This window comes from Arthrobacter sp. 01T425 (genome assembly GCF_056398725.1).
The window spans coordinates 142,539-168,316 of the sequence record NZ_JBFTPY010000005.1 but is presented as its reverse complement, the minus strand read 5'-3'; the positions used below and the strand labels follow the sequence as shown (position 1 = coordinate 168,316).

The 25,778-nt window shown below is 66.9% G+C and carries 28 protein-coding genes, 2 pseudogenes and 1 riboswitch; of the genes and pseudogenes, 19 read left to right on the top strand and 11 right to left on the bottom strand.

Annotation, left to right across the window (positions count from 1 at the left end; genetic code table 11):
- Window positions 1-81: 81 nt before the first annotated feature.
- Window positions 82-786: a hypothetical protein gene (locus AC1DNG_RS08470; protein WP_476873667.1), complete on the top strand. Its 705-nt coding sequence runs from the start codon at window positions 82-84 to the stop codon at window positions 784-786.
- A gap of 30 nt (window positions 787-816) precedes the next feature.
- Here AC1DNG_RS08470 and AC1DNG_RS08465 read toward each other — a convergent pair whose 3' ends face one another.
- On the bottom strand, window positions 817-1,419 hold the full coding sequence (locus AC1DNG_RS08465; protein ID WP_476887126.1) for a phosphoribosylanthranilate isomerase: 603 nt from the start codon (window positions 1,417-1,419) through the stop codon (window positions 817-819).
- 154 nt (window positions 1,420-1,573) lie between these two features.
- On the opposite strand from AC1DNG_RS08465, the gene AC1DNG_RS08460 reads away from it, so the two are divergent.
- The gene (locus tag AC1DNG_RS08460) at window positions 1,574-2,227 is read left to right on the top strand and encodes a HutD/Ves family protein (protein WP_476887125.1); all 654 of its coding nucleotides are present in this window, start codon (window positions 1,574-1,576) and stop codon (window positions 2,225-2,227) included.
- A 10-nt stretch (window positions 2,228-2,237) separates the two neighbouring features.
- Here AC1DNG_RS08460 and AC1DNG_RS08455 read toward each other — a convergent pair whose 3' ends face one another.
- From AC1DNG_RS08455 to AC1DNG_RS08440, 4 genes are all read right to left on the bottom strand, one after another.
- Complete coding sequence (locus AC1DNG_RS08455) at window positions 2,238-3,050, bottom strand: ABC transporter permease (RefSeq protein WP_476849794.1); 813 nt, start codon at window positions 3,048-3,050, stop codon at window positions 2,238-2,240.
- Between the two features lie 13 nt (window positions 3,051-3,063).
- The gene (locus tag AC1DNG_RS08450; RefSeq protein ID WP_476873664.1) at window positions 3,064-3,993 is read right to left on the bottom strand and encodes an ABC transporter permease; all 930 of its coding nucleotides are present in this window, start codon (window positions 3,991-3,993) and stop codon (window positions 3,064-3,066) included.
- Window positions 3,994-4,061: 68 nt separating this feature from the next.
- Window positions 4,062-5,249, bottom strand: a complete 1,188-nt coding sequence (locus tag AC1DNG_RS08445; protein WP_230009677.1) for an ABC transporter substrate-binding protein — start codon at window positions 5,247-5,249, stop codon at window positions 4,062-4,064.
- Window positions 5,250-5,337: 88 nt separating this feature from the next.
- Window positions 5,338-6,414 (bottom strand): ABC transporter ATP-binding protein, encoded by a 1,077-nt coding sequence (locus AC1DNG_RS08440; protein ID WP_476887124.1) that lies wholly within the window; start codon window positions 6,412-6,414, stop codon window positions 5,338-5,340.
- Window positions 6,415-6,651: 237 nt separating this feature from the next.
- On the opposite strand from AC1DNG_RS08440, the gene AC1DNG_RS08435 reads away from it, so the two are divergent.
- The 6 genes from AC1DNG_RS08435 (at window position 6,652) to AC1DNG_RS08410 (ending at window position 10,933) form a co-directional block, all read left to right on the top strand.
- Window positions 6,652-7,392, top strand: a complete 741-nt coding sequence (locus tag AC1DNG_RS08435; RefSeq protein WP_230009582.1) for a FadR/GntR family transcriptional regulator — start codon at window positions 6,652-6,654, stop codon at window positions 7,390-7,392.
- 79 nt (window positions 7,393-7,471) lie between these two features.
- A complete protein-coding gene (locus AC1DNG_RS08430) occupies window positions 7,472-8,233 on the top strand; it encodes a cache domain-containing protein (RefSeq protein WP_476856997.1) in 762 nt (253 codons plus the stop codon).
- A gap of 23 nt (window positions 8,234-8,256) precedes the next feature.
- Window positions 8,257-8,322: riboswitch (guanidine-III (ykkC-III) riboswitch) on the top strand.
- A 9-nt stretch (window positions 8,323-8,331) separates the two neighbouring features.
- Window positions 8,332-8,655: a DMT family transporter gene (locus AC1DNG_RS08425; RefSeq protein ID WP_476887123.1), complete on the top strand. Its 324-nt coding sequence runs from the start codon at window positions 8,332-8,334 to the stop codon at window positions 8,653-8,655.
- 20 nt (window positions 8,656-8,675) lie between these two features.
- Complete coding sequence (locus tag AC1DNG_RS08420; RefSeq protein ID WP_476871813.1) at window positions 8,676-9,062, top strand: DMT family transporter; 387 nt, start codon at window positions 8,676-8,678, stop codon at window positions 9,060-9,062.
- 188 nt (window positions 9,063-9,250) lie between these two features.
- Entirely contained in the window at window positions 9,251-10,261 is a 1,011-nt protein-coding gene (locus AC1DNG_RS08415; protein WP_476887122.1) for an aldo/keto reductase, read from the top strand.
- Window positions 10,262-10,282: 21 nt separating this feature from the next.
- Window positions 10,283-10,933: an MBL fold metallo-hydrolase gene (locus AC1DNG_RS08410; protein WP_476887121.1), complete on the top strand. Its 651-nt coding sequence runs from the start codon at window positions 10,283-10,285 to the stop codon at window positions 10,931-10,933.
- A 122-nt stretch (window positions 10,934-11,055) separates the two neighbouring features.
- Here AC1DNG_RS08410 and AC1DNG_RS08405 read toward each other — a convergent pair whose 3' ends face one another.
- From AC1DNG_RS08405 to AC1DNG_RS08390, 4 genes and pseudogenes are all read right to left on the bottom strand, one after another.
- The gene (locus tag AC1DNG_RS08405) at window positions 11,056-12,960 is read right to left on the bottom strand and encodes a DEAD/DEAH box helicase (protein WP_476887120.1); all 1,905 of its coding nucleotides are present in this window, start codon (window positions 12,958-12,960) and stop codon (window positions 11,056-11,058) included.
- A 339-nt stretch (window positions 12,961-13,299) separates the two neighbouring features.
- Window positions 13,300-13,913: pseudogene (locus AC1DNG_RS08400) on the bottom strand (dienelactone hydrolase family protein).
- Complete coding sequence (locus tag AC1DNG_RS08395; RefSeq protein ID WP_476887119.1) at window positions 13,907-14,254, bottom strand: hypothetical protein; 348 nt, start codon at window positions 14,252-14,254, stop codon at window positions 13,907-13,909. Before AC1DNG_RS08395 ends, AC1DNG_RS08400 begins: the two are co-directional and overlap by 7 nt.
- Window positions 14,255-14,372: 118 nt before the next feature.
- Entirely contained in the window at window positions 14,373-17,837 is a 3,465-nt protein-coding gene (locus AC1DNG_RS08390) for an Ig-like domain-containing protein (protein ID WP_476887118.1), read from the bottom strand.
- A gap of 555 nt (window positions 17,838-18,392) precedes the next feature.
- Here AC1DNG_RS08390 and AC1DNG_RS08385 point away from each other — a divergent pair.
- The 3 genes from AC1DNG_RS08385 to AC1DNG_RS08375 all read left to right on the top strand — a co-directional run bounded on the left by AC1DNG_RS08385 (window position 18,393) and on the right by AC1DNG_RS08375 (window position 20,049).
- Window positions 18,393-18,680, top strand: coding sequence for a hypothetical protein (locus tag AC1DNG_RS08385; RefSeq protein WP_476887117.1), 288 nt, complete (start codon window positions 18,393-18,395; stop codon window positions 18,678-18,680).
- Window positions 18,647-19,576: a DUF6492 family protein gene (locus tag AC1DNG_RS08380; protein WP_476887116.1), complete on the top strand. Its 930-nt coding sequence runs from the start codon at window positions 18,647-18,649 to the stop codon at window positions 19,574-19,576. Before AC1DNG_RS08385 ends, AC1DNG_RS08380 begins: the two co-directional genes overlap by 34 nt.
- A gap of 314 nt (window positions 19,577-19,890) precedes the next feature.
- Entirely contained in the window at window positions 19,891-20,049 is a 159-nt protein-coding gene (locus tag AC1DNG_RS08375; RefSeq protein ID WP_476873654.1) for a hypothetical protein, read from the top strand.
- On the opposite strand, the pseudogene AC1DNG_RS08370 reads toward AC1DNG_RS08375, so the two are convergent.
- Window positions 20,046-20,636, bottom strand: a pseudogene (locus AC1DNG_RS08370) (transposase). The gene AC1DNG_RS08375 and the pseudogene AC1DNG_RS08370 overlap by 4 nt on opposite strands.
- 77 nt (window positions 20,637-20,713) lie before the next feature.
- On the bottom strand, window positions 20,714-21,031 hold the full coding sequence (locus AC1DNG_RS08365) for a hypothetical protein (protein WP_476863722.1): 318 nt from the start codon (window positions 21,029-21,031) through the stop codon (window positions 20,714-20,716).
- A 215-nt stretch (window positions 21,032-21,246) separates the two neighbouring features.
- On the opposite strand from AC1DNG_RS08365, the gene AC1DNG_RS08360 reads away from it, so the two are divergent.
- The 8 genes from AC1DNG_RS08360 to AC1DNG_RS08325 all read left to right on the top strand — a co-directional run bounded on the left by AC1DNG_RS08360 (window position 21,247) and on the right by AC1DNG_RS08325 (window position 25,747).
- Window positions 21,247-22,272 (top strand): class I SAM-dependent methyltransferase, encoded by a 1,026-nt coding sequence (locus tag AC1DNG_RS08360; RefSeq protein ID WP_476887115.1) that lies wholly within the window; start codon window positions 21,247-21,249, stop codon window positions 22,270-22,272.
- Window positions 22,269-22,961, top strand: a complete 693-nt coding sequence (locus tag AC1DNG_RS08355; protein ID WP_476860215.1) for an SAM-dependent methyltransferase — start codon at window positions 22,269-22,271, stop codon at window positions 22,959-22,961. The genes AC1DNG_RS08360 and AC1DNG_RS08355 overlap by 4 nt, the downstream gene beginning before the upstream one ends.
- Window positions 22,962-23,271: 310 nt before the next feature.
- The gene (locus AC1DNG_RS08350) at window positions 23,272-23,691 is read left to right on the top strand and encodes an Asp23/Gls24 family envelope stress response protein (protein ID WP_476860238.1); all 420 of its coding nucleotides are present in this window, start codon (window positions 23,272-23,274) and stop codon (window positions 23,689-23,691) included.
- A complete protein-coding gene (locus AC1DNG_RS08345) occupies window positions 23,688-23,879 on the top strand; it encodes a hypothetical protein (RefSeq protein ID WP_223917174.1) in 192 nt (63 codons plus the stop codon). The genes AC1DNG_RS08350 and AC1DNG_RS08345 overlap by 4 nt, the downstream gene beginning before the upstream one ends.
- Window positions 23,876-24,277, top strand: a complete 402-nt coding sequence (locus AC1DNG_RS08340; protein WP_476887114.1) for a hypothetical protein — start codon at window positions 23,876-23,878, stop codon at window positions 24,275-24,277. Before AC1DNG_RS08345 ends, AC1DNG_RS08340 begins: the two co-directional genes overlap by 4 nt.
- Window positions 24,274-24,855 carry a hypothetical protein gene (locus AC1DNG_RS08335; protein WP_476887113.1) on the top strand — a complete coding sequence of 194 codons (582 nt, stop codon included), beginning with the start codon at window positions 24,274-24,276 and terminating at the stop codon, window positions 24,853-24,855. The genes AC1DNG_RS08340 and AC1DNG_RS08335 overlap by 4 nt, the downstream gene beginning before the upstream one ends.
- The gene (locus AC1DNG_RS08330) at window positions 24,852-25,457 is read left to right on the top strand and encodes a hypothetical protein (RefSeq protein ID WP_476857005.1); all 606 of its coding nucleotides are present in this window, start codon (window positions 24,852-24,854) and stop codon (window positions 25,455-25,457) included. The genes AC1DNG_RS08335 and AC1DNG_RS08330 overlap by 4 nt, the downstream gene beginning before the upstream one ends.
- Before the next feature lie 59 nt (window positions 25,458-25,516).
- A complete protein-coding gene (locus AC1DNG_RS08325) occupies window positions 25,517-25,747 on the top strand; it encodes a CsbD family protein (protein WP_476849806.1) in 231 nt (76 codons plus the stop codon).
- Window positions 25,748-25,778: the final 31 nt, after the last annotated feature.

Below are 25,778 nucleotides of genomic sequence, written 5' to 3'. Positions count from 1 at the left end.
GGGCCGCGGCACCGGGCGGACACCAACAAGTCGAACCAATCACGGAAAGTATTTTCAATGAGAAAACTTAGAACACTCAGCATGGTTGGGACGCTCGGAATGCTCGTAGCCGGTTCCCTTGTCTTCGGTTCCGCCCAGGCTGCCACCGCCGCAACCTGCAGCCCGGCACCGACAAATTCCTATCCGGGCACCGTTGTGCTCGCCACCAGTTTTGAGGCGGGCGGCTTTTGCGGCCTCGTCCCCAAAGTGTCCGGCACCGGCACCGCAACGATGTCCACTTCGCGGCCCCACACCGGGACGCATGCGACCAAGCTGCACGTGACCACCGATTCCGGCTCGCTCGCAAACCTCTCCTCGCCTTCGTTTTCCTCGGGGACCAAGACCTCGTACGCAGACGGCTGGTTCAATATCACTGTTGCCGGCGTTTCCGGCAATGACGTCCCGTACTTCCGTTTCTTCTCCGGCTCCACCCGAGTCGCGGACATCTACCGCTACAACAGCAACGGGCAGCTGTGGCTCCGGGTCACGTCACCGAGTGGCAGCTTTGTCTACACGAAGCTGATCTCCAGCAGCATCTCTCTGAGCGCCTGGCACCATGTGTCCATGCGGGTGACCGCCAACGGCAATTCGTCAACAATCCAGGTATGGTTCGACGGCGTGCAGCGCTACAGCAGCTCGAGCGTCCAAATGCTCGGGAGCAGCCTAAGCAAAGTACAGCTCGGGGCCGAGCACAACCGGCAAAAGGGCGACGAATACATCGATGACGTCGTCATCAAACGCTCCTAGCCCCTCAGATGGTCCGCGGGCGGCCCAGCCTCATTCAGGCGCCTTGGCCGCCCGCACGAAATCCCCGATCTTGGCCAAGTCCTTGATGCCGCGCGCCGACTCGACGCCGGAGGACACATCGACACCCCACGCCCCGGCCTCCGCCGCTGCCCGGGCCACGTTGGCGGGATCGAGACCGCCGGCGAGCAGCCACTTGCGTCCGGTCAGGGCCTTGGCCCGGACCGAGCCGTAGTCCCAGGCCTCGCCTGAGCCTGGCACGGCGGCGTCGATCAGGAGCAAATCCTCGTCCCAGTCGCTGAAGGCCTCCGGCGCGGCGGCCATGGTGACGGCCCTGATCAGTTTCATCCCGGCGTCGTGCACTGTCCGGACGTCGGCGGGTGAGCGGTCGCCGTGGAGCTGGACCCAGACCAGGCCAGCCTCACGGGCGAGGGCGACGGCGTCGGCGGCCGGTTCGTGCCGGAACACCCCCACCGCGGGCACCCCGTCCGGGACGTGGGCGAGGAGGTTCCTGACCTGTTCCGGCGTGACCTCCCGGGGGCTGCGGGTCAGGACGAAGCCGACGGCGTCCGCGCCGGCGCCTGCCGCGAGGCGGACCGCATCCGGGGTGCTCAGGCCGCACACTTTGACAAACATTCGGGCTCCTTCTGGGCGCTTCCTGCCTCCGACGTTAGCAAGGCCGGGCCCCGGCCGCCGACTTTGCGTCGGCACGGGCGTGCGCAGTCCCCGCCGGCGTCCCGGCGCGTCGGCGCGAGCGCCGTCCCCGGAAACGGGCCGATAGGCTGAGGCCATGGAGATCATCCGCTATGCCGAGCTCAAAGCCCACCCCTGGCGCAACGGCGGCGGGGTGACGCGCGAAGTGGCGCGCCATCCAAGGACCCCGTCCCTGCGGACCGCCCCGCAAGATACAGGGCAGGACAGCGCCTGGGACTGGCGCGTCAGCATTGCCGAAGTCTCCAAGGCGGGCCCCTTCTCCGCGTACGCCGGGATGGACCGTGTACTGACAGTGATTGACGGCGACTTGCTGCTGCTGAGCGTGGACGGGGCCGAACATCCGCTGGAGAAGTACCGGCCGTTCCGGTTCTCCGGCGACGCGGACTCGGCGGGGGCACTGCCCACCGGCGACATCCGGGATCTGAACGTCATCACCCGCAACGGCGCCTTCAAGGGCTACACCTCGATCGTCGAGCTGTCCAAGAAGCGTGCCCATCCGGTGTTCGCAGGCCAACTCGGCATCCTCCTGCAGGGGCAGGGGACCGTCAGCCCCGGGACTGCCGGCAGCCTTCCCGTCGGGCCGGCCGCCGTCGCCGCCCCGGAGCCGGAGCGACTTGAGCTGAACCGTTACGACGCCGTCGTCGGCGCCGATACCGCGACGCCGGAAATCGTGGGCCGCGGATTCCTGGCTGTCATCTCGATCGACCCTGCGGAACCCGGCACCGTATAGCGCTGTCCGCCTACACCCGGGCGCCGCCGACACGCACCGAGTCCCCGGACAGCCGCTGCGCGAGCCAGATCGGGACGATCGAGACCACGATCAGCACGACCGCCACGACATTGACCACGGGCGCCTGGTTCGGACGGAAGAGGTTCTGCAGGATCCAGATCGGCAGCGTGGTCTCGCCGGCCCCGATCGTGAACGTGGTAACGATGATCTCGTCGAAGCTCAGCGCGAAGGCCAGCAGGCCGCCGGCCAGCAGGGCGGAGCGGAGCTGCGGGAAGGTCACCAGGCCAAATGTGGTGAAAACACCGGCGCCGAGGTCGGCGGAGGCTTCCTCGAGGCCGGCGCTGGTGCGGCGGAGCCGAGCAATGGCGTTATTGAACACCGTCACCATGCAGAACGTGGCGTGGGCGATCACCACCGTCCACAGGCTCAGCGGGACGCCCAGGATCGTGGTGAACATGTTGTTCAGCGCGATGCCCGTGACAACCCCGGGCAACGCGATGGGCAGGATGACCAGGAGGTTGATGACGTCACGGCCGAAGAACTCATAGCGCTGCAATGAGATCGCCAGCAGCGTCCCCAGCACCAGCGAAATGATGGTCGATACGACTGCCACCCACAGGGAGGACACGACGGCCTCCCTGACGCCGGGCGAGTCAAAGGCCTTGCCCCACCATTCCAGCGTGAAGCCCTTGGGCGGCCAGCCGAAAGTCCGGTCTGCGTTGAACGAGTTCACCACCACCAGCAGCAGCGGTGTGTAGATGAACAAAAACACCAGCGCCGTGACAATGCCCAGGACCACCTTGGCGCTACGGGAAAGTCTCATGATGCTCCTCGCACTACAGGCTGTTCAGGGCGCCGGTGCGGCGGACGACGAAAAGGTAGAACATGATGATGGCGATCGGCACCAGCGATACCGCGGCGGCGAACGGCAGATTGTTGGCCGCTCCGACGTTGGCGTAAATCACGGTGCCCAGCATCTGGGTGGTCCCGCCGACGATCTGCGCAGTGATGTAGTCGCCCAGCGACAGGGAGAACGTGAAGATCGTGCCCGCGATGATGGAGGGGACCAGCAGCGGAAGCATGACCAGGCGCATGGTGGTGAGCGGCTTCGCGCCCAGATCCCCGGAGGCCTCCAGCAGGGAGTCGGGCACCCGGTCAAAGCCCGCGTAGATCGGCAGGATCATGTACGGCAGCCAGATGTAGGACAGGGTCAGGATGACGGCGGTTTCGCCGTAGCCCGGCGAGGACAGGCCGATTGGGGTCCCCAGCCACTCCAGCAGCCCACCCTCGGACAGCACATTCCGCCAGGCGTAGGCCTTGACCAGGTAGCTTGCCCACAGCGGCATGAGCACGGCCACCACGAGCAGTTTCTCCCAGCGGGCGGGAGCGACCTTGGCGATGAAGAAGGCGATGGGCAGTGCCAGGATCATGTCAATCACGGTGACCGCCACGGCGATCCACAATGTCCGCAGGGTGATCCGCTGATACACCGGATCGGTCAGGACGGTGACGATGTTTTCCGTGGTCCAGACCGTGGACACCTCCCCGGTGAAGGTATCCACGGTCCAGAACGCGGTGATGAGCAGTGCCGCCAAAGCGGCGATGTACACCAGCACCAGCCAGCCCGCCGGGGCGGTGAGCAGGGCCGCCAGCCTCAGCCGGGGCGAGCGGTGCAGCAACGCCGAAAAGGCGTTGGTTTTCGCCCGTGGCACGGCCCCGGCAGCACCGGGCGCCCCGGGCGGCAGCTGTTGCGTATGAAGTGCCATCTCGCCTTAATCTCTGCCGGCCCCCGGGGCCGGCTCGTTCGTAAGGGTTTGGTGCGGCGGAGCCGGAATCAGCCCTTGATTTCCGTCCAGGCCTTGGTCCATTCCGAATAGTCGGTGCACTTGACGTCCTTGCGGCCATCGAGGCACTCGGCCACCGGTGTGGTCCAGAACCAGATCCTGTCGGCGTAGGCCGCATCACCTGAATGGTACGTCTGGCAGTGGTTGGGATCCTTGGTCAGCTCGCAGGCTTTCGCGTTGGCCGGCGATTCGCCAAAGTACTCCGCCACCTGGGCGTTCGGCTTGGGGCTGGCGATGTAGTCGAGCCACTTGTAGGCGCAGTTCGGGTTCTTGGTCTTGGAGCCGATCATCCAGGTGTCCGACCAGCCGGTGGCGCCCTCGTCCGGGACCAGGGTTGCGACCTTGGCGCCGTCTGCCGTCGCGATGTTGGCCCCCACCTGCCAGGTGGTGCCAACCACGGTGCTCCCGGACGTAAAGGCCTGGACCTCCTTGACGACGTCGCTCCAGTACTCGCCGATGTGGGTGCGCTGCTGCTTGAGCAGGTCGACGGCCGCGGCCAGCTGGTCCTTGTCGAGGGCATAGGGGTTCTTGATGCCGAGGTCCGGCTTATGGGCCATGAGGTACATGGCGGCATCGGCGATGTAGATGGGCGAGTCGTAGGCCGTGACCTTGCCGGTGTTCTTGGCGGCGTCGTCAAACACAGCGCTCCAGGAGGCGGGCGCCGGGGCGACCTTGTCCGTGGAGTACATCAGCAGGTTGGCGCCCCAGCCGTGGGGCATTCCGTAGTTGACGCCGTTGACGGTGTTCCAGGCTTTGTCCTTCAGGAACGGGTAGATGTCCGGGTAGTTCTTCAGCAGGCTCATGTTGACCGGTTGCACGTCCTGGCCGGCGATCAGGCGCAGCGACGCATCCCCGGAGGCCGAGATAACGTCGTACTGTCCCGTGCGCATGAGCGTCACGGCCTCGTCCGAGGTGCCGAACGGCTTGAAGCTGACCTTGCACTGGGTTTCCTGTTCGAACGGATGCACCCAGTCGACGGCCGGGTCGTTGCTGCCATCCTCGACGTAGCCGGGCCATCCGAGGATGGACACCTGGCCTTCACCGGTGCCGATCTCGGTTTTGACCGGCTGCGCCGACTGTGCAGAACCCGATCCGCCGCTGGTTCCGCAGGCCGACAGCGCGAGGGCTGCGGCCGCAACCACCCCGACTACGAGGGAGGCCTTAGTTCTTGGTGCCATGATCCGTACCTTTCGCTGTGGAGAAAAACTCTGGACTGGAACGCTGCGCCGCGGCACGGACGGCAACCCCGCCCGGCATGGCCCGGCGTCAGGTAGTGCCGGGGACCGGAAGCCAAACGACGGCGTCGTCGTCCCAGCTGACTGTGACGGGCCCGTTTACCAGATCGGTGTCGCTGCCGGGCAGCTTTTCCGGAACGAGCGCGACGACGGCGGGTCCGCCGTCGAGCTGCACCCGCACCTGGGTAGCGTGCCCGACGTAAACGAACGACGTCACTGTCCCGGGCCGGGAGGTGGTGCCGGAACGGCGCTCCGGTTCGCCGGCCCAGGCGACGCGCAGCCGCTCGGGACGGATGCACAGCGGCTCCGGCCGGCCATAGATCGTCTGGGCCTGGCCGGCGTCGAATATGTTGGAGGTGCCGACGAAGTTGGCCACGAAGATGCCGCCCGGGCGCTCGTAGATTTCGTGCGCGGTGCCGATCTGTTCGATGCCGCCGTTGTTGAACACGCCGATCCTGTCGCTCATGGTCAGGGCCTCCTCCTGGTCGTGGGTGACGAAGATGAAGGTGATACCCAGCGAGCGCTGCAGTTCCTTGAGTTCGACCTGCATCTGCTGCCGGAGCTTGAGGTCCAGGGCACCGAGCGGCTCGTCCAGGAGGAGGACCTTGGGCTCGACCACCAGCGCGCGGGCCAGGGCAACGCGCTGCCGCTGGCCGCCGGAGAGCTGGGCGGGTTTGCGGCCGAGGAACTTCTCGAGCTGGACGCGGTCCAAGGCTTCCCTGGCCCGCTCCCGCCGCTGCTTCCCGGGCATACCGCGCACCCGCAGCCCATAGGCGACGTTGTCCACCAGGGACATGTGCGGGAACAGCGCGTAGTCCTGAAATACGGTGTTGACGTCCCGCTGGAAGGGCGCCATGGCCGTGACGTCCTTGCCCTCGAGTTCGATACTCCCGGACGTCGGCAGCTCGAAGCCGGCGATCAGGCGCAGGACCGTCGTCTTGCCGGAGCCGGACGGGCCAAGCATGGAGAAGAATTCCCCGTGGCGGATGTCCAGGTCCACGCCATTTACCGCGACGGTGTCCCCGAAGACCTTGGTGAGCTTACGCAGACGGATCGCCGGAACCTCTTCCTTTCCGGTCGAGGTGCCGGCGGCCAGTGTTTCGGTCATGGGGTGCGCCTTACTCCGTTGCCGGATCGTCCACAGGAACCACGCAACCGAATGTGATCCAGTCCGCACTGGGCTGCTGGGCCAAATGCTATTACTCCATAGGTTTTGTGTATAGACCCTCCGGCAAAGCCCGGATTAGGATGTCATCAGCCCGGGCGACGCGCGGCGGCACCGCGGAAGCCGCAGGGATGCACGGCCGGGGCGGGGCGGATACCGCCGGAGGGAAGGGAGGCCCGAATGGTGTTGTCGCCCACGGGCGCCTCCCGGAGCCTGGCGGCGGTGTTCACGCCGATCAAATCACGCGGGCTTGTGGATGAAGTGTGCGGCCGGATCGAACAGGCCGTGGAGACCGGGCTGCTCACCAGCGGCCAGCGGCTGCCGAACGAAACCGAGCTGGCCGCGGCCCTTGGAGTGTCCGCGGTAACGGCACGGGAGGCACTCTCCCAGCTGCGCGCCTCGGGAATCATCCGGACCGCGCGCGGCCGCAGCGGCGGAAGCTTCATCGCCGACGACGTGCTGCCCTCCCGGGAACGGGCCCTGGCGCAACTGCATGAGCTGAGCCGGCTGCAGATCAGGGACCTCGCGCTGCATTACCAGGCGATCGCCGCGGCCTGCGCGGGCGTGGCGGCCCGCCGCTCCGACGCCGCCGACATCGCCACGCTGCGCTCATTCATCCCCGCAGCGGACGATGACTCCCTGAGCTGGCGTCTGGCCCTCTCGGAGTTCCTGCTGGAAGTCGCGGCCATTGCCCGCTCGGCCCGGCTTGCCCGGGAGCTCATCCGGCTGCAGGCAGATCTCGGCACCCTCACGCTGCTGCCCTGCGCCGACACCGGCTACCGCGGACGCACCGCCGTGATCCTCGGGGACGTGGCGGCCGCCATCGAGACCCACGACCCCGGGGCCGCCGAAACGGGGGTCAAGGCCCTCATCTCCGCCACCACCGACTGGCTGCTGACCGAGCAGGCCAAGAGCTATTGACCGCACCCGCATCCCGGAGCCACGATCGTGGCCATCTTTGACCGCAAATGTCCGGCACCTTCGAGCTAAGGCAGCACCGATGTCCGAAACCACCTCCACCGCAGGCCCCACCGCAGCGTCCATGGCAGCGCCGGCCGAACCCGGCGCTGTTGAGAAGGCGGCCCAGCTGGCCGCAGCCGAACTCGACGCCACCATCGCCGGCATCGAGCACTGCCTGACGGAGTGGGCCGCTGACACCGGGGCCGCCCTGGCCGCCATGTCCGGCAAAGTCACCGGCACGGCCGTGGACAAGCTCATCCGTCCGGTGGTCGAGGAACTGGTGCAGCTGCCCGGCGGCTACGCGGCCGGAGCGGGGTTCATCGCCAACGCCGGGTTGCTCGGGCCCGGGCGCAGCTACATCGCCTGGTGGCAGGGCCCGGATCTGGAGCACGTCGACGCGCTGGCCAACTTCAGTCCCAACTCCATCAGCCGCTACGTCAAGGCCGAGTGGTTCCGGATCCCCGTGGAAACAGGACGGGCCCACGTCACCGGGCCCTACGTGGATTTCCTCTGCACCGACGAGTACGTCCTGACCTTCACGCACCCGGTGTTTACCCGCCCGGACGGCCCGGTCGCGGGAATCGTGGGCATCGACGTGACAGTTCAGCGCCTGGAACGCGGAGCCATGGCGGCGCTGCGGCGGCTCGGCGGCCGGGCCACCCTGGCCAATGCCGACGGCCGGGCCATCGTGTCGGCGGCATACGATATCGACGCCGGCGACCTTACCGCGCCGAACGAGCCGTGCGCGCAGTACCCCGTGGGGCGCACGTTCACTCTTTGCAGCGACGCCGTCGGGCTCTGATGCCGATTTGCTAGACTTGGAGGCCAGGGCCCCTCTTCCGGGCCTCCGGACGACGGTTCAGTACCCGGCACGCGACAAGACTGGCCACAGGAGCTGTCATGTCGTGGCTAATACTCATTCTTTCCGGGGCGCTGGAGGCCGTTTGGGCCGCCGCCCTGCACCGGACCGCCCAGGCCAGGGGCCGCCGCCGGCTGGTCCCGGCCCTCGTTTTCCTCGTTTCCGTCCTCGCCAGCACCGGCGGGCTCGCCGTCGCCATGCAGTCCATCCCTACCGGAACGGCCTACGCCGTGTGGGTGGGGGTCGGCGTCGTCCTGACGTCCGGCTACGCGATGGCCGCCAAGGTTGAGCGCCCGACGGCGGCACGGATCCTGCTTCTTAGCGGGATTGCCGCGAGCGTCGCCGGCCTGAAGCTGGTGGCGTGACCATGGTGAAACCAGCTGCAATGTCATGGATGATTCTGCTCGCTTCCGCTGTGCTGGAGGCGGTCTGGGCCACGGCACTGGGCCTGTCCGACGGGTTCTCCCGCCCGTTGCCGACCCTCGTGTTCGCCGTGACGGCCACCCTCAGCATGGTGGGGCTCGGCTTGGCCGTGAAGCGCATTCCGCTCGGCACCGCCTACGCCATCTGGGTGGGGATCGGCGCTGCACTGACGGTCGGCTGGGCGATGGCCACCGGCGTCGAACCGGCCAGTCCGCTCAAGCTGCTGTTCATCGCCGGAATCGTCGGATGCGCGGCGGGCCTGAAGCTCCTCCCGCCAACGGCGGACTCAGAGGAACCGGCACAAGGCGCTGTCCGGCCGGCCTCCCCTGCGGAAATTCCCCACGTTTAGGGCAGTACGACGGCGTGTCCCCTGCGGCGCGCCGTTGTGCCGGCCGCGCAAGGGTCAAAGGTGGGGAGAATCGTCTGCCCGGCCGATAGCAGGGCCGGAATAGCTGCCGGAATAGCCGCGCGCATCCCGGGGTTCTTGGCAGTGACGGAAGTCCTACGGAACTATTCAGTGCGCGAATGGAGACCAAGATGACGGCAGCAACAGTCCGGCTCGGCGACGGCCTGATGGTCAGCCCCCTGGGGTTCGGCGGCATGGCCCTGACCCCTGTCTACGGCGAGGTGGACCCGGCCGAGGCCCTGCGGACCCTGCATCACGCGGTGGACGCCGGCGTCAGCTTCATCGACACGGCGGACATTTACGGCGGCGGCAGCAACGAGGAGCTGATCGCGCGTCTGCTCAAGGAACGCCGCGGCGAAGTCCAGCTGGCCACCAAGTTCGGCCTCGTGGGCACACCGTCGGCCGGCTACACGGACATCCGCGGCGACGCCGGCTACGTGCGGCAGGCCGTGGACCGCAGCCTGCAACGGCTGGGCACCGACACCATTGACCTGTACTACCTGCACCGCCGTGACCTCCGCGTTCCGATAGTGGAAACCGTGGAGGCCATGGCGGGGCTGGTACAGGCCGGCAAGGTGCGGCATCTGGGCCTGTCAGAGGTGACGGCCGAGGAGCTGCGCGAGGCCAGCCGCGTCCACCCGATCGCCGCGGTCCAGAGCGAATGGTCCATCTGGAGCCGCGACGTGGAACGCAACGTAGTGCCCGCCGCCGCCGAACTCGGGGTGGGCTTTGTGCCGTATTCGCCGCTGGGCCGGGGATTCCTCACCGGCACCGTGGACGCCTCGACGCTGGGCAGCAACGACTTCCGCCGCAACATCCCGCGTTTCGCCGCGGACGCTGCCAGCGCCAACAAGGGCGTGGTGGCGGCCGTGCAGGCGGTCGCTGCGGAACTGAGCGTTGCCGGGCAGGCTGCAACTCCTGCCCAGGTGGCGCTGGCCTGGCTGCTTGCGCAGGGCCGCCAGCTGGGACTGCCCGTGGTCCCCATTCCCGGCACCCGCAAGGCGGACCGGATCGACGAAAACCTGGGCGCCCTGGCCCTCGACTTCACCGCAGCGCAACTGAGGACGCTCGAGTCCGCCGCGGACGCCGTCGTCGGTTCCCGCGCCGCGGACCCCAACTGGGTGTCCCAGGGCCGTGAATAGCGGCTCCGTAGACTGATGCCCATGGACTCGCTCATTCACTCTTTACGTGACATCACCATCCGCCGGATTTCGGTCGGCGAGATGGACAACAATGTTTACCTGCTCACGGCCAAGGCCTCCGGCGCGCAGCTCCTGATCGATGCGGCCGATGATCTGGCCGCCATCCAGGGGCTGCTCGCGGACGCCGCCGCGGATACTTCCGCGACGCCGAAGCTGGCGCTGGTTGCCACCACCCACCAGCACTGGGACCATGTCCGGGCGCTGCCGGGCCTGGTGGAAGCCACCGGTGTGAAAACGGCGGCCGGGACAGAGGATGCCCCGGAGCTGCCGGTGCCGGTGGATGTACTGCTGGATCACGGGGACGTCGGCAACTTCGACGGCTTCGACGTGACGGCTGTACATCTGCGCGGCCACACACCGGGTTCGATCGCCCTTGTGTACCAGGACCCCGAAGGCCCGGCCCACATCTTTTCCGGCGACTCGCTTTTCCCCGGCGGGGTAGGCAACACACAGAAGAATCCGGCGCGCTTTGCCCAGCTGATCACCGATGTGAGCGAGCGGCTGTTCGATGTGTATCCGGATGACACCGTGGTGCACCCGGGACACGGCCAGCCCACCACCCTCGGCGCGGAACGGCCGCACCTGGAAGAGTGGCGCGCCCGCGGCTGGTAGCTTCAGCTTTTCGCGGCGTTCTTGGACAACCGCTGCGCTTTCGGACGGCCGCTACGGGGATTCCCGTAGCGGCCGTCCGTTTGTGCAGCGCCAGCTAGTTTGCGTAGCTGAGAACCGGAACCTTAGCGGCTGCGGCGTTCGTTCGAGGCCGGAGCCGACGCGCGGCGGGGGCCGGAGCCGCGGGCCGGACGTCCTTCACCGGAACGGCCGTTGCCGCCGCCGGCGTAGGATCCGCCCGAGGTGCCACCGGTGTTGGAGGACCAGACAGCCGCGCTGCCTCCGGATTTGCTGCCGGCGGACTTGGTGCCGGCAGCTGCACGCTGGCCGGTTGCCGGGCGTCCGCTGCGCTGGCCGCCGGTCGAATTGCCGGTGCGGGGAGCGCCACCTGTGCGGGGTGCTCCGCTGCGGGGAGCCGAAGCGCCCCGGGCGTCGCTGCGTCCGTCTGCGGCGCGTCCGTCCGAACCGCGGCCGGCTGCGGCACGGCCGCCGGCGGCCGGAACATCGTTGTGGTGCGCATAGGCGGTGGTGCGGCCGCGGCCACGCGCATTCCGGCGTTCGGCGCGCTCGGCATCTGCGCGGTCCTGGTTCTGCTCGGCGACACGGTCGGCGGCGTTGCGGGCAGCAGCCTTGCCTTCGTAGGCGACGGCGCGGCGCTCGGCGCGCGGCAGGTCGGTCCGCGGCGCCTCGGCGGACACCCGTCCGCGTCCGCCACGGCCACCACGGCCACCCGCGGTGGGTGCAGCCTGGGTGGTGCGGCGGGCGCGCTTGCGCTCGGCGTTGGCACCGGTGGAGGTGCCGCCACCGTGCTGGGCGGCTTTGGCGGCCAGCAGGGCGGCACGGGTGCGGGGATCGATCTTGTCGGCCATTTCGCCGACCAGTTCAGCAACCAGCGGGGAGTTGGCGGTGACGCGCTCGAAGTTGACCTCGACGCCGGCGGCCTTCATCAGCTTCTTGACGTCGGACTGCTGCTCGGGCAGGGTCAGCGTGACCACGGTGCCGTCGGAACCGGCGCGGGCCGTACGGCCTGAGCGGTGCAGGTACGCCTTGTGCTCCGTGGGCGGATCCACGTGGATGACCAGTTCGACGTCGTCGACGTGGACGCCGCGGGCCGCGACGTCGGTGGCCACCAGGACGCGGACATCGCCGGAGGAGAACTCGGCCAGGTTGCGGTCACGGGCGTTCTGCGAGAGGTTGCCGTGCAGATCGACGGCGGGGATGCCGGCGTCGGTCAGGGTCTTGGCCAGCTTGCGGGCGTGGTGCTTGGTGCGCATGAAGAGCACGCGGCGGCCGGCGCCGGAGGCGAGCTCGACGATCAGCTGCTTCTTGACGGTCTGGTCGTTGACCACCAGCACGTGGTGTTCCATGGTGGTCACCGCGGCCTGCGGGTCGTCCACGGAGTGGGTCAGCGGGTTGGACAGGTAGCGCTGGACGATCTTGTCCACGCCGTTGTCCAGGGTGGCGGAGAACAGCAGGCGCTGGCCCTGGGTGGGGGTCATGTCCATGAGCTTTTTGACCACCGGGAGGAAGCCAAGGTCGGCCATGTGGTCGGCCTCGTCCAGGACGGTGATCTCGACGGCTTCGAGGGTCAGGATGCGCTGGCGGATCAGGTCCTCCAGGCGGCCCGGGCAGGCGATGACGATGTCGACGCCGGCGCGCAGTGCCTTTTCCTGGCGGGCCTGGGAGATGCCGCCGTAGATCACGGTGGTGGTCAGGCCCATGGCCTTGGCCATCGGCTCGATGGTCGCGTTGATCTGCGTGGCCAGCTCGCGGGTGGGAGCCAGGACCAGGCCCATCGGGCGGCCGGGCTTGCGGAAGTGCTTGGCTTCGCGCGCGGCGAGTCGTGCCACCAGCGGGATGGCGAATGCGATGGTCTTGCCGGAGCCGGTGCGGCCGCGGCCCAGGACGTCGCGTCCGGACAGGGTGTCGGGAAGGGTCTTGACCTGGATCGGGAAGGGCTCCACGATCCCCTGTGCGGTCAGGGTGTCGGCAAGTGCTTTGGGCGTGCCGAGGGCAGCAAATGTAGTCATGTGTTTCAAAGTCTTTCAGGCGGTATCCGTGCGGATATCGGCCCCCGATGCCGGTTGGCTCAAGGGTTCGCCGAAGAAAAGTCAGGTGATCAACCGGGCTGTTGCCAAACTTCAGCAAGCGGCCGCCGGGACCAAATGGAACGCGTTCATCGACGCAGGATGTGCCTCTCACATGAAAAAATCCCACTGCCTGCGTGCGGATTCCCGAAGGAATCCGGCAGGGATCCGGCTGATGGACCGAAGCCGGTCAACCAAATCAAAAGTGGGCATCACTGCACATCAAGTTCCACTAGCCTACCACCCGGCAGGCCCGGGTCCCGTATCCGTGACGGCCGGCCCCTAAGGTGTGTCTCCTAAAGCTGTCAGCCAGATGCCGATTGCCCGGAGAACGACTCCGCCGCGATAGGTGAGTGCGAGCTCCTGGTTGTACCGCTCCCCTGTGTCATTGTGGAACGCGTGGTCCACGCCCGGATAAACCTTCAGTTCGTGCGGCACGGTGGTCTTGGCCAGCGCATCCCGGAGTGCCGGCCTGGCACCGGTAATCCGCTGGTCAAGCTCGGCGTAGACGCCAAAACGGCCGCCATGATGGCCGGCACCTTGTCCAGGTCAGGTGAAGGTCCATAGAACGCCGAAGTGGCCTTCAGCCCCGGGATTGCCGTCGCCGCCTGCCAGGTGATCCCGCCGCCAAAGCAGAAGCCGTTCATGGCGATCCGTCCCTGGTCAACAAAGTCCTGGACGTTCAGGTAATCGAAGGCGGCAGCGAAGTCGGAGACGTGGCGCTGGACGCCCGCCTGGGTCAACGCCCCCGGCACGGCATCCGGGTCCATGCCGGCTGTCCCGCCCTCCCGGCACAGCAGGTCCAGGGCCAGCGCCGCGTACCCGGCCCTGGCGTAACGGCGTGCCACGTCCTGGATGTGCGGCGTCAGGCCGCGGTTCTCGTGGCAGATCAACACCGCGGGGGCGGCAGCGCCGTTCCCGGGCCGGGCAAGGTACCCGCTGATATCGGTGCCGCCCGCAGGGAACCGCACCGTCGCCGTCGTGAGTCCCGCCGCCCCCCTCGGGGACGGACAGCGGACTCTTTGCCCCCGGCACCGACCCCGCCGGCGAGGTACCTGCTGCGGGGAACTTCTTCGGGCGTGCAGCCCACGAGCGTCATGGCGGCGGCCGCCGCCGCCATGCTGCCCGTAATGAATGCCACCCAGAGGGTGAACGCGCGGTGGCTCATGGCGCCGGCGCGATAATCGTCGAAGAATTCCTCAATCAGGTACTTCTCAAACTTGCCGAGCTGGGTCATGGCGGACCTCCCGTGGATGTGCCGATCATCCTCCTCTGAAGGCCGTTATCCGGCAAGCAGCAAAGGGCCGCGCGCACCCGATCCACGTGCGCCCTTTGCCATCCGACGATGGCTTCCCCTACCCGGTGACTTTCCTGGCAGCGGCATGCCACGTCAGCCGTCCATGCTGAAAATCCGTTGCCCGGCCGACGGATACCGTGTACGAGTCCCTCGTGGGGTAACCCAGCCGACTCGTCTCCCAGCCGAGCGACGCCCACTTCGAACGGATCGCACCATACACCGAGTGCGCCCCGGTACCGTTCGACCAGTAGATCGATGCCCCACCGGCTCCGGAGAAATGGTTGTACCGCCCCCGCCCGTCGGGCGCGCGCTTCTCATCCGTGATCGGATAACCCAGCGGACCTGTCTCCCAGCCCAGCGCCGCCCACTTGGCTCGTATTGAACCCATGACGGAGTGCGCGCCGGTCATAGGTGACCAGAAGATCGAGCTTCCATCTTGGCCTGAGAAGTGGTTGTACTTCCCTACCTTGTCGGCCGAAGTCGTCGTGTCGGTGGTCGGATAGCCCAGGCCCGTCTCCCAGCCCAGCGACGCCCACTTGGTTCGGACCGCCCCTGTCACCGAGTGCGCCTTCGTAGTTGGCGTCCAGTAGATCGATGCCCCGCCGGCACCGGAAAAGTGGTTGTACCGTCCCCTCCCGTCGGGCGCGCGCTTCTCATCCGTGATTGGATACCCCAGCGGCCCGGTCTCCGCACCCAGTGCCATCCATTTGGACCGGATCGAGCCCAGGACAAAATGCGCTCCGGTGGTCGGGGAGTAGTAGATCGAAGATCCGCCCGAGCCGGCGAAGTCACTGTAGCGACCCACTTTGTCCGGTGAAGCTTTCTGGTCGGAAATAGGGAAGCCCAGGATGCCGGCCGGACCGCCGGCGGCCCTGTAGCGTTTGCTGATCTCACCGAGCACCGCATGGGCCCCGGTCTTGGCTGACCAGCAGATCATGCCCCCGTTGTAGTCCTGGCACTTCCCTCCCGCCACGGCGTACTCGGAGGTCAGCATCCGGCCCAGGATCGTCCCCGGGCGGCCGGCATTGATCTTCCACCCGTAGGCGGCGATGGGGTCGTCGGTGCCCCTCCCTGTGAGCATGACCTTCTGGGCGGCTTGGCCGTCATCGGCGGTGACCAGGTAAAAGGTCTCAGTCGTCCCGGCTTGCCCAACGGCCGACGGCGCAAAGGTCACTGTCTGGTAGGCAGTCTCACCGGCAGGGATCTTTAAGCCCTCGGAAATGGGAGTTGCCGTGGAGAAGACCCCCTGCGGCGCTTTCGCCTTCGTTATGGTCATCGGGATGTTTCCGGTGTTCTTGATCGGAAAAACCCGGGTAACCGACGTACCGGCGGGGACGTCACCAAAGTCCAGAGTGCGCGGCAACTCCAGGTGCGCTGTTCCGGAGATGGCCGTCGCGGTAATCTTGACGGTCACCCCACCGCGGTCGCTGACGACCGACAGCGAGTCGGTCACCGGCTTAGCCGTGGTGGGGCTGAAGGTCAGGGACACCGGCACTGACCCGAGGGGTTGGATCGTCTGGCCCACGACCGGCGCCGTGCCTGCATCCACTTTCAGCGCCGCGTTGACTGGTGGCGTGACGCGGGTGAGCTTGACGGCGGTTGTGCCGGTGTTGACGATGTTGATCGTCCGCCGGCTAGTTGTCTTCGTTGGCACATCGGTGTACTGGATCAGGGCCGGGGTCGCGCCCAGGCCGTCCTTCGTACCTACGGCGTGGACGCCGAGGAGGACGGTCTCGCCGTCCGTGGTCTTGACGGTCAGCGTTCCGTCAACCTGGCCGGCAGCCGCGGGCGAGAACGTCACGGGGACCGCGAGATTTCCGCCTTTAGACACCTTCCGAGGCAGCGTCAGCGAGGTTCCAATCTTGAACGGTGCACCTGTGGTGATGGAACTAATCGTCACGGTCCGGGATGCGGTGACGGTAATGCTTCCGGCCGCAGCGGTACCCACCTTGGCGTTGCCCAGATCGGTGTTCTTAGCTCCTACTGCCGAAGTTGTTGGGGCGCCGAACCCGAGCACGTGCCCGTCGCGGGTGCCGACGTACACACGGCCTTTATCGGTTGCCACCGAGGAGAACTTGGCGCCGATCCCCAGGGGGGCGCTGAAAACCTCTTTGAGCTGACCAGTGCCGTCCGGAAGTGCCTTGTAGGCCCGCAATTCCGCACCCGCGCCGGTTCCTCCGCTGACATAGACCACCCAGACAAGGGCGGAGGACCCGTCATTGCCGGATGACGTCACCGCAGGCGAACCGGAGCTGAACCCGAATGTTCCGGCGGAGGTCCCGACGGCGGCGAGGCTGACGCCACCCGCAGCGCTAGTCACCAACTTGAACGCGCGAAGGTATCCGTTGCTCTCTACGACGTAGATATAGCCACCGCTACTGCTCCCAAAGAACGCAGGCTTGCCCCACACCCCGTTGTACGGACCGGCTATGTCGAGAACGGCATCGGTTCCGCCGGGCCCCTGCGCCATGCCGCCCAGGTTGTCCCGGTCCAACAGGTAGACCCGGCCGTCTTTCCCGACTTGCGCCATCAGATGGGGGTGCTTCGCTGTGCCGTAGCCGTCGGGAATCGCGAGGGGGGCTCCGGCTCCCAGGTCGGCGTCGTTGCGGTTCAGCCTGGCGTTGTCGGCCGGACTGAAGAAGTCCGTTGGCTTCAGGTTGCCGTCGGTGCCCACCCGGAGCCGGACCACAGCCTCGGCCAGGGTGGTGGGAGGCTTCGAGCCCGGGCCGGGACTCGGGGAGATACCGTTGCCGGTCGCCAGCAGGATCTGGCCGGGGCCGTCGGAGACGAGTCCCCCGCCGGACTGCCAAATGCCGCCCTCCGCGTTGGCGTTCCCTGACTCTGTCGCCCACATCGTCGTCTGCTTGCCGACTGTCGATACGCCGACGACATAGCCGACGAAGGGGGTGTAGTCGCAGTGGCTGGCGAACCCTGCATAAACCACGCCGTCCAGGAGCAGCAACCCCGGGCGCTGCATCGCCGTCATCGGGTTGAACGGATGGCCGGGGTCATTTGTCGGGGAGCCTTGGATTGTGACGGGGAACCCGGGCCTCTCCGCGCCGGTCGCCACATCCAGTTTGTGCATGTACCAGTGCGGGAACTGCTTACTGGCCCCGTCATTCGTCTTCGCCAGCAGGAAGATGCTCTTCGATGCCGAGTCATAGATGGGGGTGGAAGTAACTCCGATATTGGGCGTAAGGTCACCGCAGTTCACGGTCGACGCAGGCCACGCCGGCCCGAGCTTGCGCGTCCACTTGGCCGCACCTGTCTCGCTGTCCAGCCCGTAAACCGCGTTGTTCTCAGTCGCGGCAACCACTGTGCCGCCGACCACCAACGGCTGAGCGTAAACCTGCCCGTCCACGGTGGCGGCGAATAGCCGACCGAAGTTCGAGGATGCCACAGATGACGGCGAGAGACCGGGCTCGTCGCGATCCCAGCCCGTCCGCAGGGAGTCGTTGGCGATCGTGCCCACATCGGCTGCGGCAATCCCGCTGGTGGACAGCCCTGCGAATGCGAGGGACATTGTTATTAAGGCTGCCCAGGCGCACCGCGACCGCAGGCGTTGCGGGGACGAAGTTATGGGGATGTTGGCAGACCGGTGGTGCCGGAGACGAGCCGCCCCAGCCATACGTAGACGGCGCCGACGGCCCAGAAAATGGGCGTAGAAACCCCGTGGTTTTGTTTGATCACGCATGGCTGAGACCCGTTTCTGATCAGTACATTGATTTGATTAACCCAGTACTCAGGAGCGTAAGAGCGGGGGTCCAGGGGCACCCGAGTGGTGCCTACTCGACTTTGAGGGGGCTGCCTGTGCTTGGTCCGTGGCACTACTTGACCGCTACGTGGGCGCGCGCGAGTGCCTACTTGGTACCGCGGACTCGTGGGCGGTGGGGACGACGTCGCCGCCTCCGACGCTGGCGAGGATCAGGCCTGACTGTGGACCGCCCCGATGGGCGGCGCCCGTCAGGAGGACAGCGGCCCGCTGGCCTTATCCGGCGTCGGGCGCACTCTTCTCCGAACTGTGTGACCTGAGGACATAGGCGACACATGTGCCGGGACGTCGGCGACGCTCTTCGGCGTGTCCCGCGACATCGGCGACAGCCGGGCCGTCAACGATGGGCCATGTCGAAGAACAAGGTCATCGTGCCGCTCCCGCACCAACCCGCAGGCCACGGCCGGGCCCGTGCAGGCCCGCATCCTTGCCCTCCGCACCGAGCTGACTGCAGAAGACCTCGACGCCGGCGTCGAGACCATCGCCGCCCACCTCGAATGGGAAGGCCTCGCCTCGCCGTACCCCGGAATAGGCGGATTAGTTTCTGTTACTCTTTGGCGGTGCACCTTGAACCCAGTGATGTCGACCTTGTGACCGTGACGTTCGAGGGCGATGCGCGGCTTGCTGTCCTTCAGATTCTTTCGGTGGACCGTCTTCTGGACTACGAGAATATTGGCCGGTACATCGTAGTCTTAAACGGTCAGGACAACGCTGCGGTCGAAACGTTCTTAAGATCGAACGTTGAGACCAAGATCTCACCCCAGCTTGCGGCGAAGATCGAGTATGTGGCAGCAGTCAACCTGCTGCCCAATAACGACCCTCAGGGCTGGCGCGGTCAGCAACTCCTGAAGCTGGTAGTGGCGGCCAATCTGGCCTCCCGTTATTACCTTGTGCTGGACGCTAAAAACCACTTCCTACACCGCACCCTAGTCAGTGATTTCTTTACCGAAACCGCGATCAAGACTTTCCGACGCCCCGCTCCCAAGGTTCAACGTGCCTGGATAGAAGGTTCTTTCGCATTGTTCGGGGCAGCGGATCGTGCTTCGGAGCTCTCAGAGGCCGCGATGCCTACCGTCACTCCTTACCTCATGGACACGGGCACCGTTCGGAAGATGATGTCGGACCTCGAGTCCAGGCATGCTGGTAAGGCTTTTGGGGATATTTTTGAGGTTGAGCTGTCTACGGCTACCGAGTTCTTCCTTTACTGGGCCTATTTATTTGCAACGGGCCAGGAGGGGCTGTACGAGCATAGCGACAAGATGGCGGTGACACTGTTCACTAAGTACCCGCGCCGGTCCAGCGATTTTTTGGCGCTGCTTGAGTCTGCGCGGGTCGATAGGGTTGCGATGTTTGGGCTTCACCGTCGGCGTCTTCCGCAGTTGAGTGATGTGCAGCGGGACCTCATCGTTGAGTTGTGGGGAACCGAACTCTTGGCGGCCGATGAGGATGCCGCGTGGTTCATGGAATACGAGAACCCGATGTCGGCGTGACACCTACGACCCAAGAGCCCACCCATGCCTAGAGGACTTGATGGGCTCTTGTGTTGTTCGGCGGTTATTGCCGGTCATCTCCCGGTAAGCCTTCAATATCCGCACTGAAGACGCTGCCGCGGTCCATTGCAGGGCGTCTGGGCGCATGACGGCGCCGAACGGCAGAGTTCCAAGGATCCGTGGATTTAAGCCATGCCCGTTGGAATCCTCTCTGGCAAGTATCCGTTTTAGTCGTGCCTCTGATCACGCGGTTTAGGTTGTCTTGGGCCACCTGATAGACCGGGAGGCACCCGATCCCATCAGAATGGTTCTGGATGCATCCCGACGGCCACGGCAAGGTCACTCTCCGCCACGCCGGACGCCTCAGGCATCTCGGCATCGGCCGCGCCCACGAGCACAAACGCATCGTCCTGCTCATCCGGGACGCCGACGGCGCCGCCGTCGAGTATGGCACCGGCGAAATCCTCGCCTAGGGCGTGTCTCCTAAAGCTGTCAGCCAGATGCTGATTGCCCGGAGAACGGCTCCGCCGCGATAGGTGAGTGCGAGTTTGTCGTACCGGGTTGCCAGGGCCCGCCACTGTTTGAAGATGTTGAAGTTCCGTTCGACGACGTTGCGGCCTTTGTAGTCTTCTTTGTCGAAGGCCGGAGGCCTGCCGCCGGTGGATCCGCGTCGTTTCCGGTGGCCGATCTGGTCGGATGGCTGCGGGATGACAGCGACGATGCCGCGGTCGCGCAGGTGAGTCCGGATCGCCCGGGATGAGTAGGCCTTGTCGCCGCGGACACGGTCCGGGCGGGTGCGAGGGCTGACCGGACCAGGGCGGTTGATCTTCACCCTGAGAGTCCGCGACCGTCAGCAGGCCAGCGAGGATCCTGTCCCAAGTACCGTCACGGCTGTAGCGGCGGTGACGCTTCCGAACGTCTGCTACGGACCGAACTCGGCCGGCACATCCCGCCAGGCGATCCCGCACCGGTACCGGTAAAAGATGCCCTCCACCACACGCCGGTCATCCCGGAACGGACGACCCCGGCGGCCATCAAAAGCCGGCAGCAACGGCTGAATGCGAGCCCACTAACCATCAGTCAAAACAGAAGTACGAGGCATCCCGAACAACCAGCCCAGTTTTTTGGAGACGGCCCCTAGCCCGCCATGCTGGGGGCTTGGAACAGCGGAATGTGGGATAACTGGGCGGATGCATGAGCGGATGTGTTGACGGCCGCCCGTGACGGCGTTTTGGCCGGTCCCCGGTCGGCTGGCCGCAGGATCACGAGCGCCTCGGCGTCGATGAGGCGGCGGGTCCCCGTCCGGGCATCGAGGATCCAGAACAGGTCCACGCCTGTGACGGTCTGGGTCACCGGGCCCCGGTGGAAGAGCTTCCCGTTGTGCCACGCCTCAATCTCGTCCCCCACGTTCAACTCGGCCGAGCTGCGGATCTGCCGTGCTTCGTCAACGTCCATGGTCATTGCCCTTCCCCAGCGTTCAATGTCTTGTGCCCAGCATTCATGACGCAGGTTTCAGATTGGTTTCCGGAGCGTGATTTCCACGTGTCCGTCCGCCTGCGCGGCGCCCGGACGGAAGCCCGGACGGCGTATTGACCGCCCTTACGTCCGGGAGGACCATGGTGGGCGGGAAGGGCCGCACGAGGGGCGGCCCGTGAGGGGAGTCGGACGCAATGCCGGGAATAGTCTCCGCTGGCCTGTTTCGGGTCATCCAGCTGGCGTTGTTTCCCTTGAGTGCGGCCGGCTACATCACGTCCGTCCCCGGGATGCTCGCCTACAGCCGGCGCACCGGCACGTCGGCCACGCTGCTCGCATCCCTCTACACGCGCTGGATGCAGCACCGCCTGGGGACACGGCCGGATGTCCCCGCGGCCCGGCTCATGGCCGCTCTGCCGAACGTGTCCGCGACTGGCATCCAGATGGAGACCGCCCCCACGCTCGCCGCCCACCTGATCACGGGCTACGTGCCCAGGCTCTACCGCTATCCGTACCCGGGGCCGGCACCGATGCGCCACCAGCCGACGGCACGGACCAGCCTCTATGACGCGGCCGTTCAACGGCATCGCGGGGGCATCGACCAGCTCGTGATCCTCGGGGCGGGATTCGACACCCGGGCGTTCCGGCTGGCGCCCGGAGACCGCGTGCGCTGCTTTGAACTCGACCTGCCCCGGACCCAGGCTTTCAAACTCGCGATGCTCGAAAAAGCGGGCCTCTCTACGCGCCTGGCCACGTACGTACCCGCCGATTTCGAGACCGAGGACTGGATGGAGAAGCTGCTCGCAGCCGGTTTCGACCCGAACCGGCCAGCACTGTTCCTCTGGGAAGCGGTGACCATGTACCTGGACCGCGCCTCCGTCGAGGCGACGCTGCGCAGGATCGCCGGCACCGCCCCGGGCAGCATCGTGGCCTTCGACTACTTTTCCAGGGAAACGATCACCTCGGGATCGCCCTACATGCGGTATGCGCGGGCTGCCGCGAGATTCGTCGGCGAGCCCCTGACCTTTGGGATCGACAACACTCCCCCGGCCAGGAAGAGCGCCGCGGACTTTGTTGGGTGCTTCGGACTGGTCCTTGAGGAGCACAGGAATTTCGGCAGGGAGACCCGACGGCGGTCCGCGCCGGGAGGGTTCGTCACCGCCGTCGTGCCTGAAAACAAACAGCGAAACCCGGCGAGCCGCCGTGATGAGGGGAAACCATGACAAAACGCAGCCACAGCCACGAGCATGTCGCCGCCGAACACGCGGCGGTCGAGGATGCGGCGCCCGGTTCCGCAGCCCGGATGTGGGATGAAAAGTACAGCAGCCGGTCCAGGATGTGGAGCGGGGAGCCGAATCCGCAACTCGTCGCCGAGGTGGCGGACCTTCCTGCCGGCGAGGCCCTGGACCTGGGGTGCGGCGAGGGCGCGGACGCGATATGGCTCGCTGCCCGCGGTTGGAGCGTGACGGGCCTGGACGTTTCCGCCGTCGCCCTGGAGCGTGCGGCCGCCCACGCCCGGGAACGGGGCCAGGACGCCACCATCGAGTGGGTGCAGCAGGATCTTGCCACATGGGTCCCGGACCGGTTGTTCGACCTCGTCACGGCCCAGTTCCTGCATTCCACCCAGATGCCGTGGCAGCAGGCGTTGCAGCTCGCCGCGGCCGCGGTGCGGACCGGCGGAACGCTGCTGATCGTCGGCCATCACCCCGACGGGCTGCCTCCGTGGGGCGCGCACCATACTCCGGAGAAGTTCTTCACGGCCGAGGACCTTGCCCGGGAACTCCGGATCGAGGAGCCGATGTGGCGTGCCGAGGTCCTGGACAGCCGGCGTCGCAGCGCCGTCGGGCCCGACGGCGAGGCAGTGTCCCTTACGGATGCCGTGCTGCGGGCCACGCGCCTGGCCGCCCAGTAGACGGCCCAACGGCCTGTCGGGCCATTGTCTGGATGGCCTGCGGGGCCGCTGCCTCAGGCGGCCCCGGGATGTCCAGGACCGCATGTGATGCAGCTCACTCCGATTCGACCGTGAGGATTTCCGTTCGCGGCCCGTCTTATCTATGACGGCGCCACAGAGCGTCTTCCTCAACCGATCAGGAGTGATTGCCTTGACCACCCAAACGCAGACCACCCAGACGCACACCCCGGCAGACGTCCAGGGACAAGCCGGCCCGGCAACCGAAGCGAAGGCCCCCGCAGCGAAGGCGCCCGCCGCGAAGTCCCCCACGCTGGGCGCGCCCGCACCGGCCCCAGGCATCGACGGCCGCGGTGCGACCACTGTCGCAGACGGCGTTGTGGCAAAGATCGCCGGCATCGCGATCCAGGAAATCGAAGGAGTGCACGCCCTCGGCGGCGGAGCAGCCCGTGCGCTGGGAACCCTGCGTGAAAGGGTCGGCCAAAAGGACCTCACCCAGGGCGTCAGCGTGGAAGTCGGACAAACGCAGGTAGCCGTCGACATCACCCTGGTGGTCGAGTACCCGCACCCGCTCCAGCTTGTCGCGGACAAGGCCCGCGACGCTGTGTATACGGCCATCGAGGACCTCGTCGGCATGGAGGTGACGGAAGTGAACATCACCATCACGGACATCCATGTGCCCTCCGATGACGAGGACACCGAGGACGCACGGACCGAGCCGAGGGTGGCTTGAGCCCCACGCTGGCCGGCCTGGCCATCGGAGCCGTCCTGGCCGCAGCGTCCCTGGCGTTCGGATTCTGGGGTTTCCTGCTCACCGCGCTCTTCATGGGGGCAGGGGCCGTGCTGGGCCGCGCGGCCGAGGGGCGGCTGGATCTTGGCGGAGTGCTGGACGCCCTGCGCGGCAAGCGCTCCTCCTCGTGAAGCGGGCGGGGCACACCCGGATCACCCCGGCAGCCCTCAGGCACACCATCGAGACGATCGCGGCCCACGCCTTCAGCGTTCCGAGATCCGACGTCGCCGCGGTGCTGGATGACGATTCGGGCCGGCTCGCCGCGAGAGTCTCCGTGAAGCTGGCGCTCCCGCCGCTCCTGGGCCCGCGCCGGGGGCCCGACGGCGGCACCGTCTTCGACCGCTCCCGGGCGGCCCGGACAGCCATCATTGCCCGCGGCCTGGACCTCACCGGCCGGACGCTCAGCAGCGTAGATATCCGGCTCAGCGGGGCCGCACAGCACTCCGGCACTGCCAGGGTCGACGCGCCATCCGGAGCGCCACGCCGGAACCACAAGGACCGGAACCACAAGGAAAGGAAAATCGCATGAGCCAGGATCGAGCCATTCGGCGCCTCGTTCGCAGGGAGACCCACTCTTCCCGGGCCACGGCGTCCATCCTGACCGCTAGCGTCCTTGCCGCCGTCTTCCTCTGGCTTGCCCTCGAGACCGTCCTGGCCCTCCTCCAGGAGAGCCCGCTCCTTGGCAGCCCCGACCGGCTGGGCCGATGGCTCACCGGCGTGCCGGCCACCACGCTCCCGGCCGGGTTGGTGGCCGCCGGCGCCGGCCTGGCGGTTCCCGGTCTGGCGCTGCTCGCAGCCGCAACCATGCCCGGCCGCCGGTCCCGGCACGCCGTGCACAGCGGCCGGAGCGCCGTGGTGGTCGATGGCGAGGTGATCGCCTCGGCAGTATCCCGGCGGGCGCGCCTCACCGCGGGGCTGGCTCCCGGGCAGATCATCACCACGGTGGGCAAGCGGGCTGTACGCGTCCAGGTCCGTCCGACGTCGGGCGTTTCCGTGGACCGGGACGCGATCAGCGCCGCGGTCGACGACGAGCTGGCCGGGTACTCCCTTGGCCGCCGGATCGCACCGACAATCCACATCATGAGGGAAGGGGCGCTGGGGCAATGAGTCGGACCAACAGGGCATTGAACCGGATCCTGCTGGCCCTGGCCGGGCTCGTGCTGCTCGCGGCCGGCGCTGCAACGGCTGCCGCCGGGATCCTGCCGGACGTTGCGGCCGCATGGGCGGCCACAGGATCCTCCCTCCTGGACCAGGCCGGAACACTCCTCGCCTCGGCACCGCTCCCGGGCCCCGCCCGCAGCTGGTGGGCCATGGCCGGGCTCGCCGCGCTGGCCACGGCCGCCGGGCTCAGTATCGCCTGGATCGCATCGCAGGGTGGCGGCCGGACACCTCGCGTGGGCCGGGAATCTGACGGCGGCCGCGGCACCACCGTCGTCGAAACCGGGTTTGTCTCGGCGGCCGTCAAACAGGCCCTCGCCGGCAACCGCCTGGTACTCGGCACCTCGGTATCGGCATGGGACAACAGAGGCACAACGGGACTCCGGCTGCGGCTCCAGGCGCGGCAGGGCGCATCTCCAAGGGAGATCGCGGACACCGCCGACGTCCTGGTCCAGGGGATCGACACATTGCTCGGCCATCCGCTCCCGGTTCTGGTCCGAATCACCAGCGGCACCAAAACCTGGGCGGCCGCACCGGATCGCGCCCGCTAGCCGGCCGGAAGATGTACCGCAACACCGCACCACGCCGTAATGACAGCAGAGGAAACATCATGGGAATCGACGACAAAGTCAACTACACAGTCATCCACCACATCGGTGCGGCCAAAGAAGGCGTCGGCAGCATGACAGGCGACCAGGGCCTCAAGCGGGAAGGCCAGCACGAGCAGGCCCAGGCAAAACTGCAGGAGGCCGGCGACCGGGTCAAGGACGCCGCGGCCGATATCGGAGAGAACATCAAGGACGCCGCGCGGAAGCTCAAGGAAGGCTTCAGCAAGGAGTAGCCCGCACCCCGATATGCCCGCGATGAAAGCA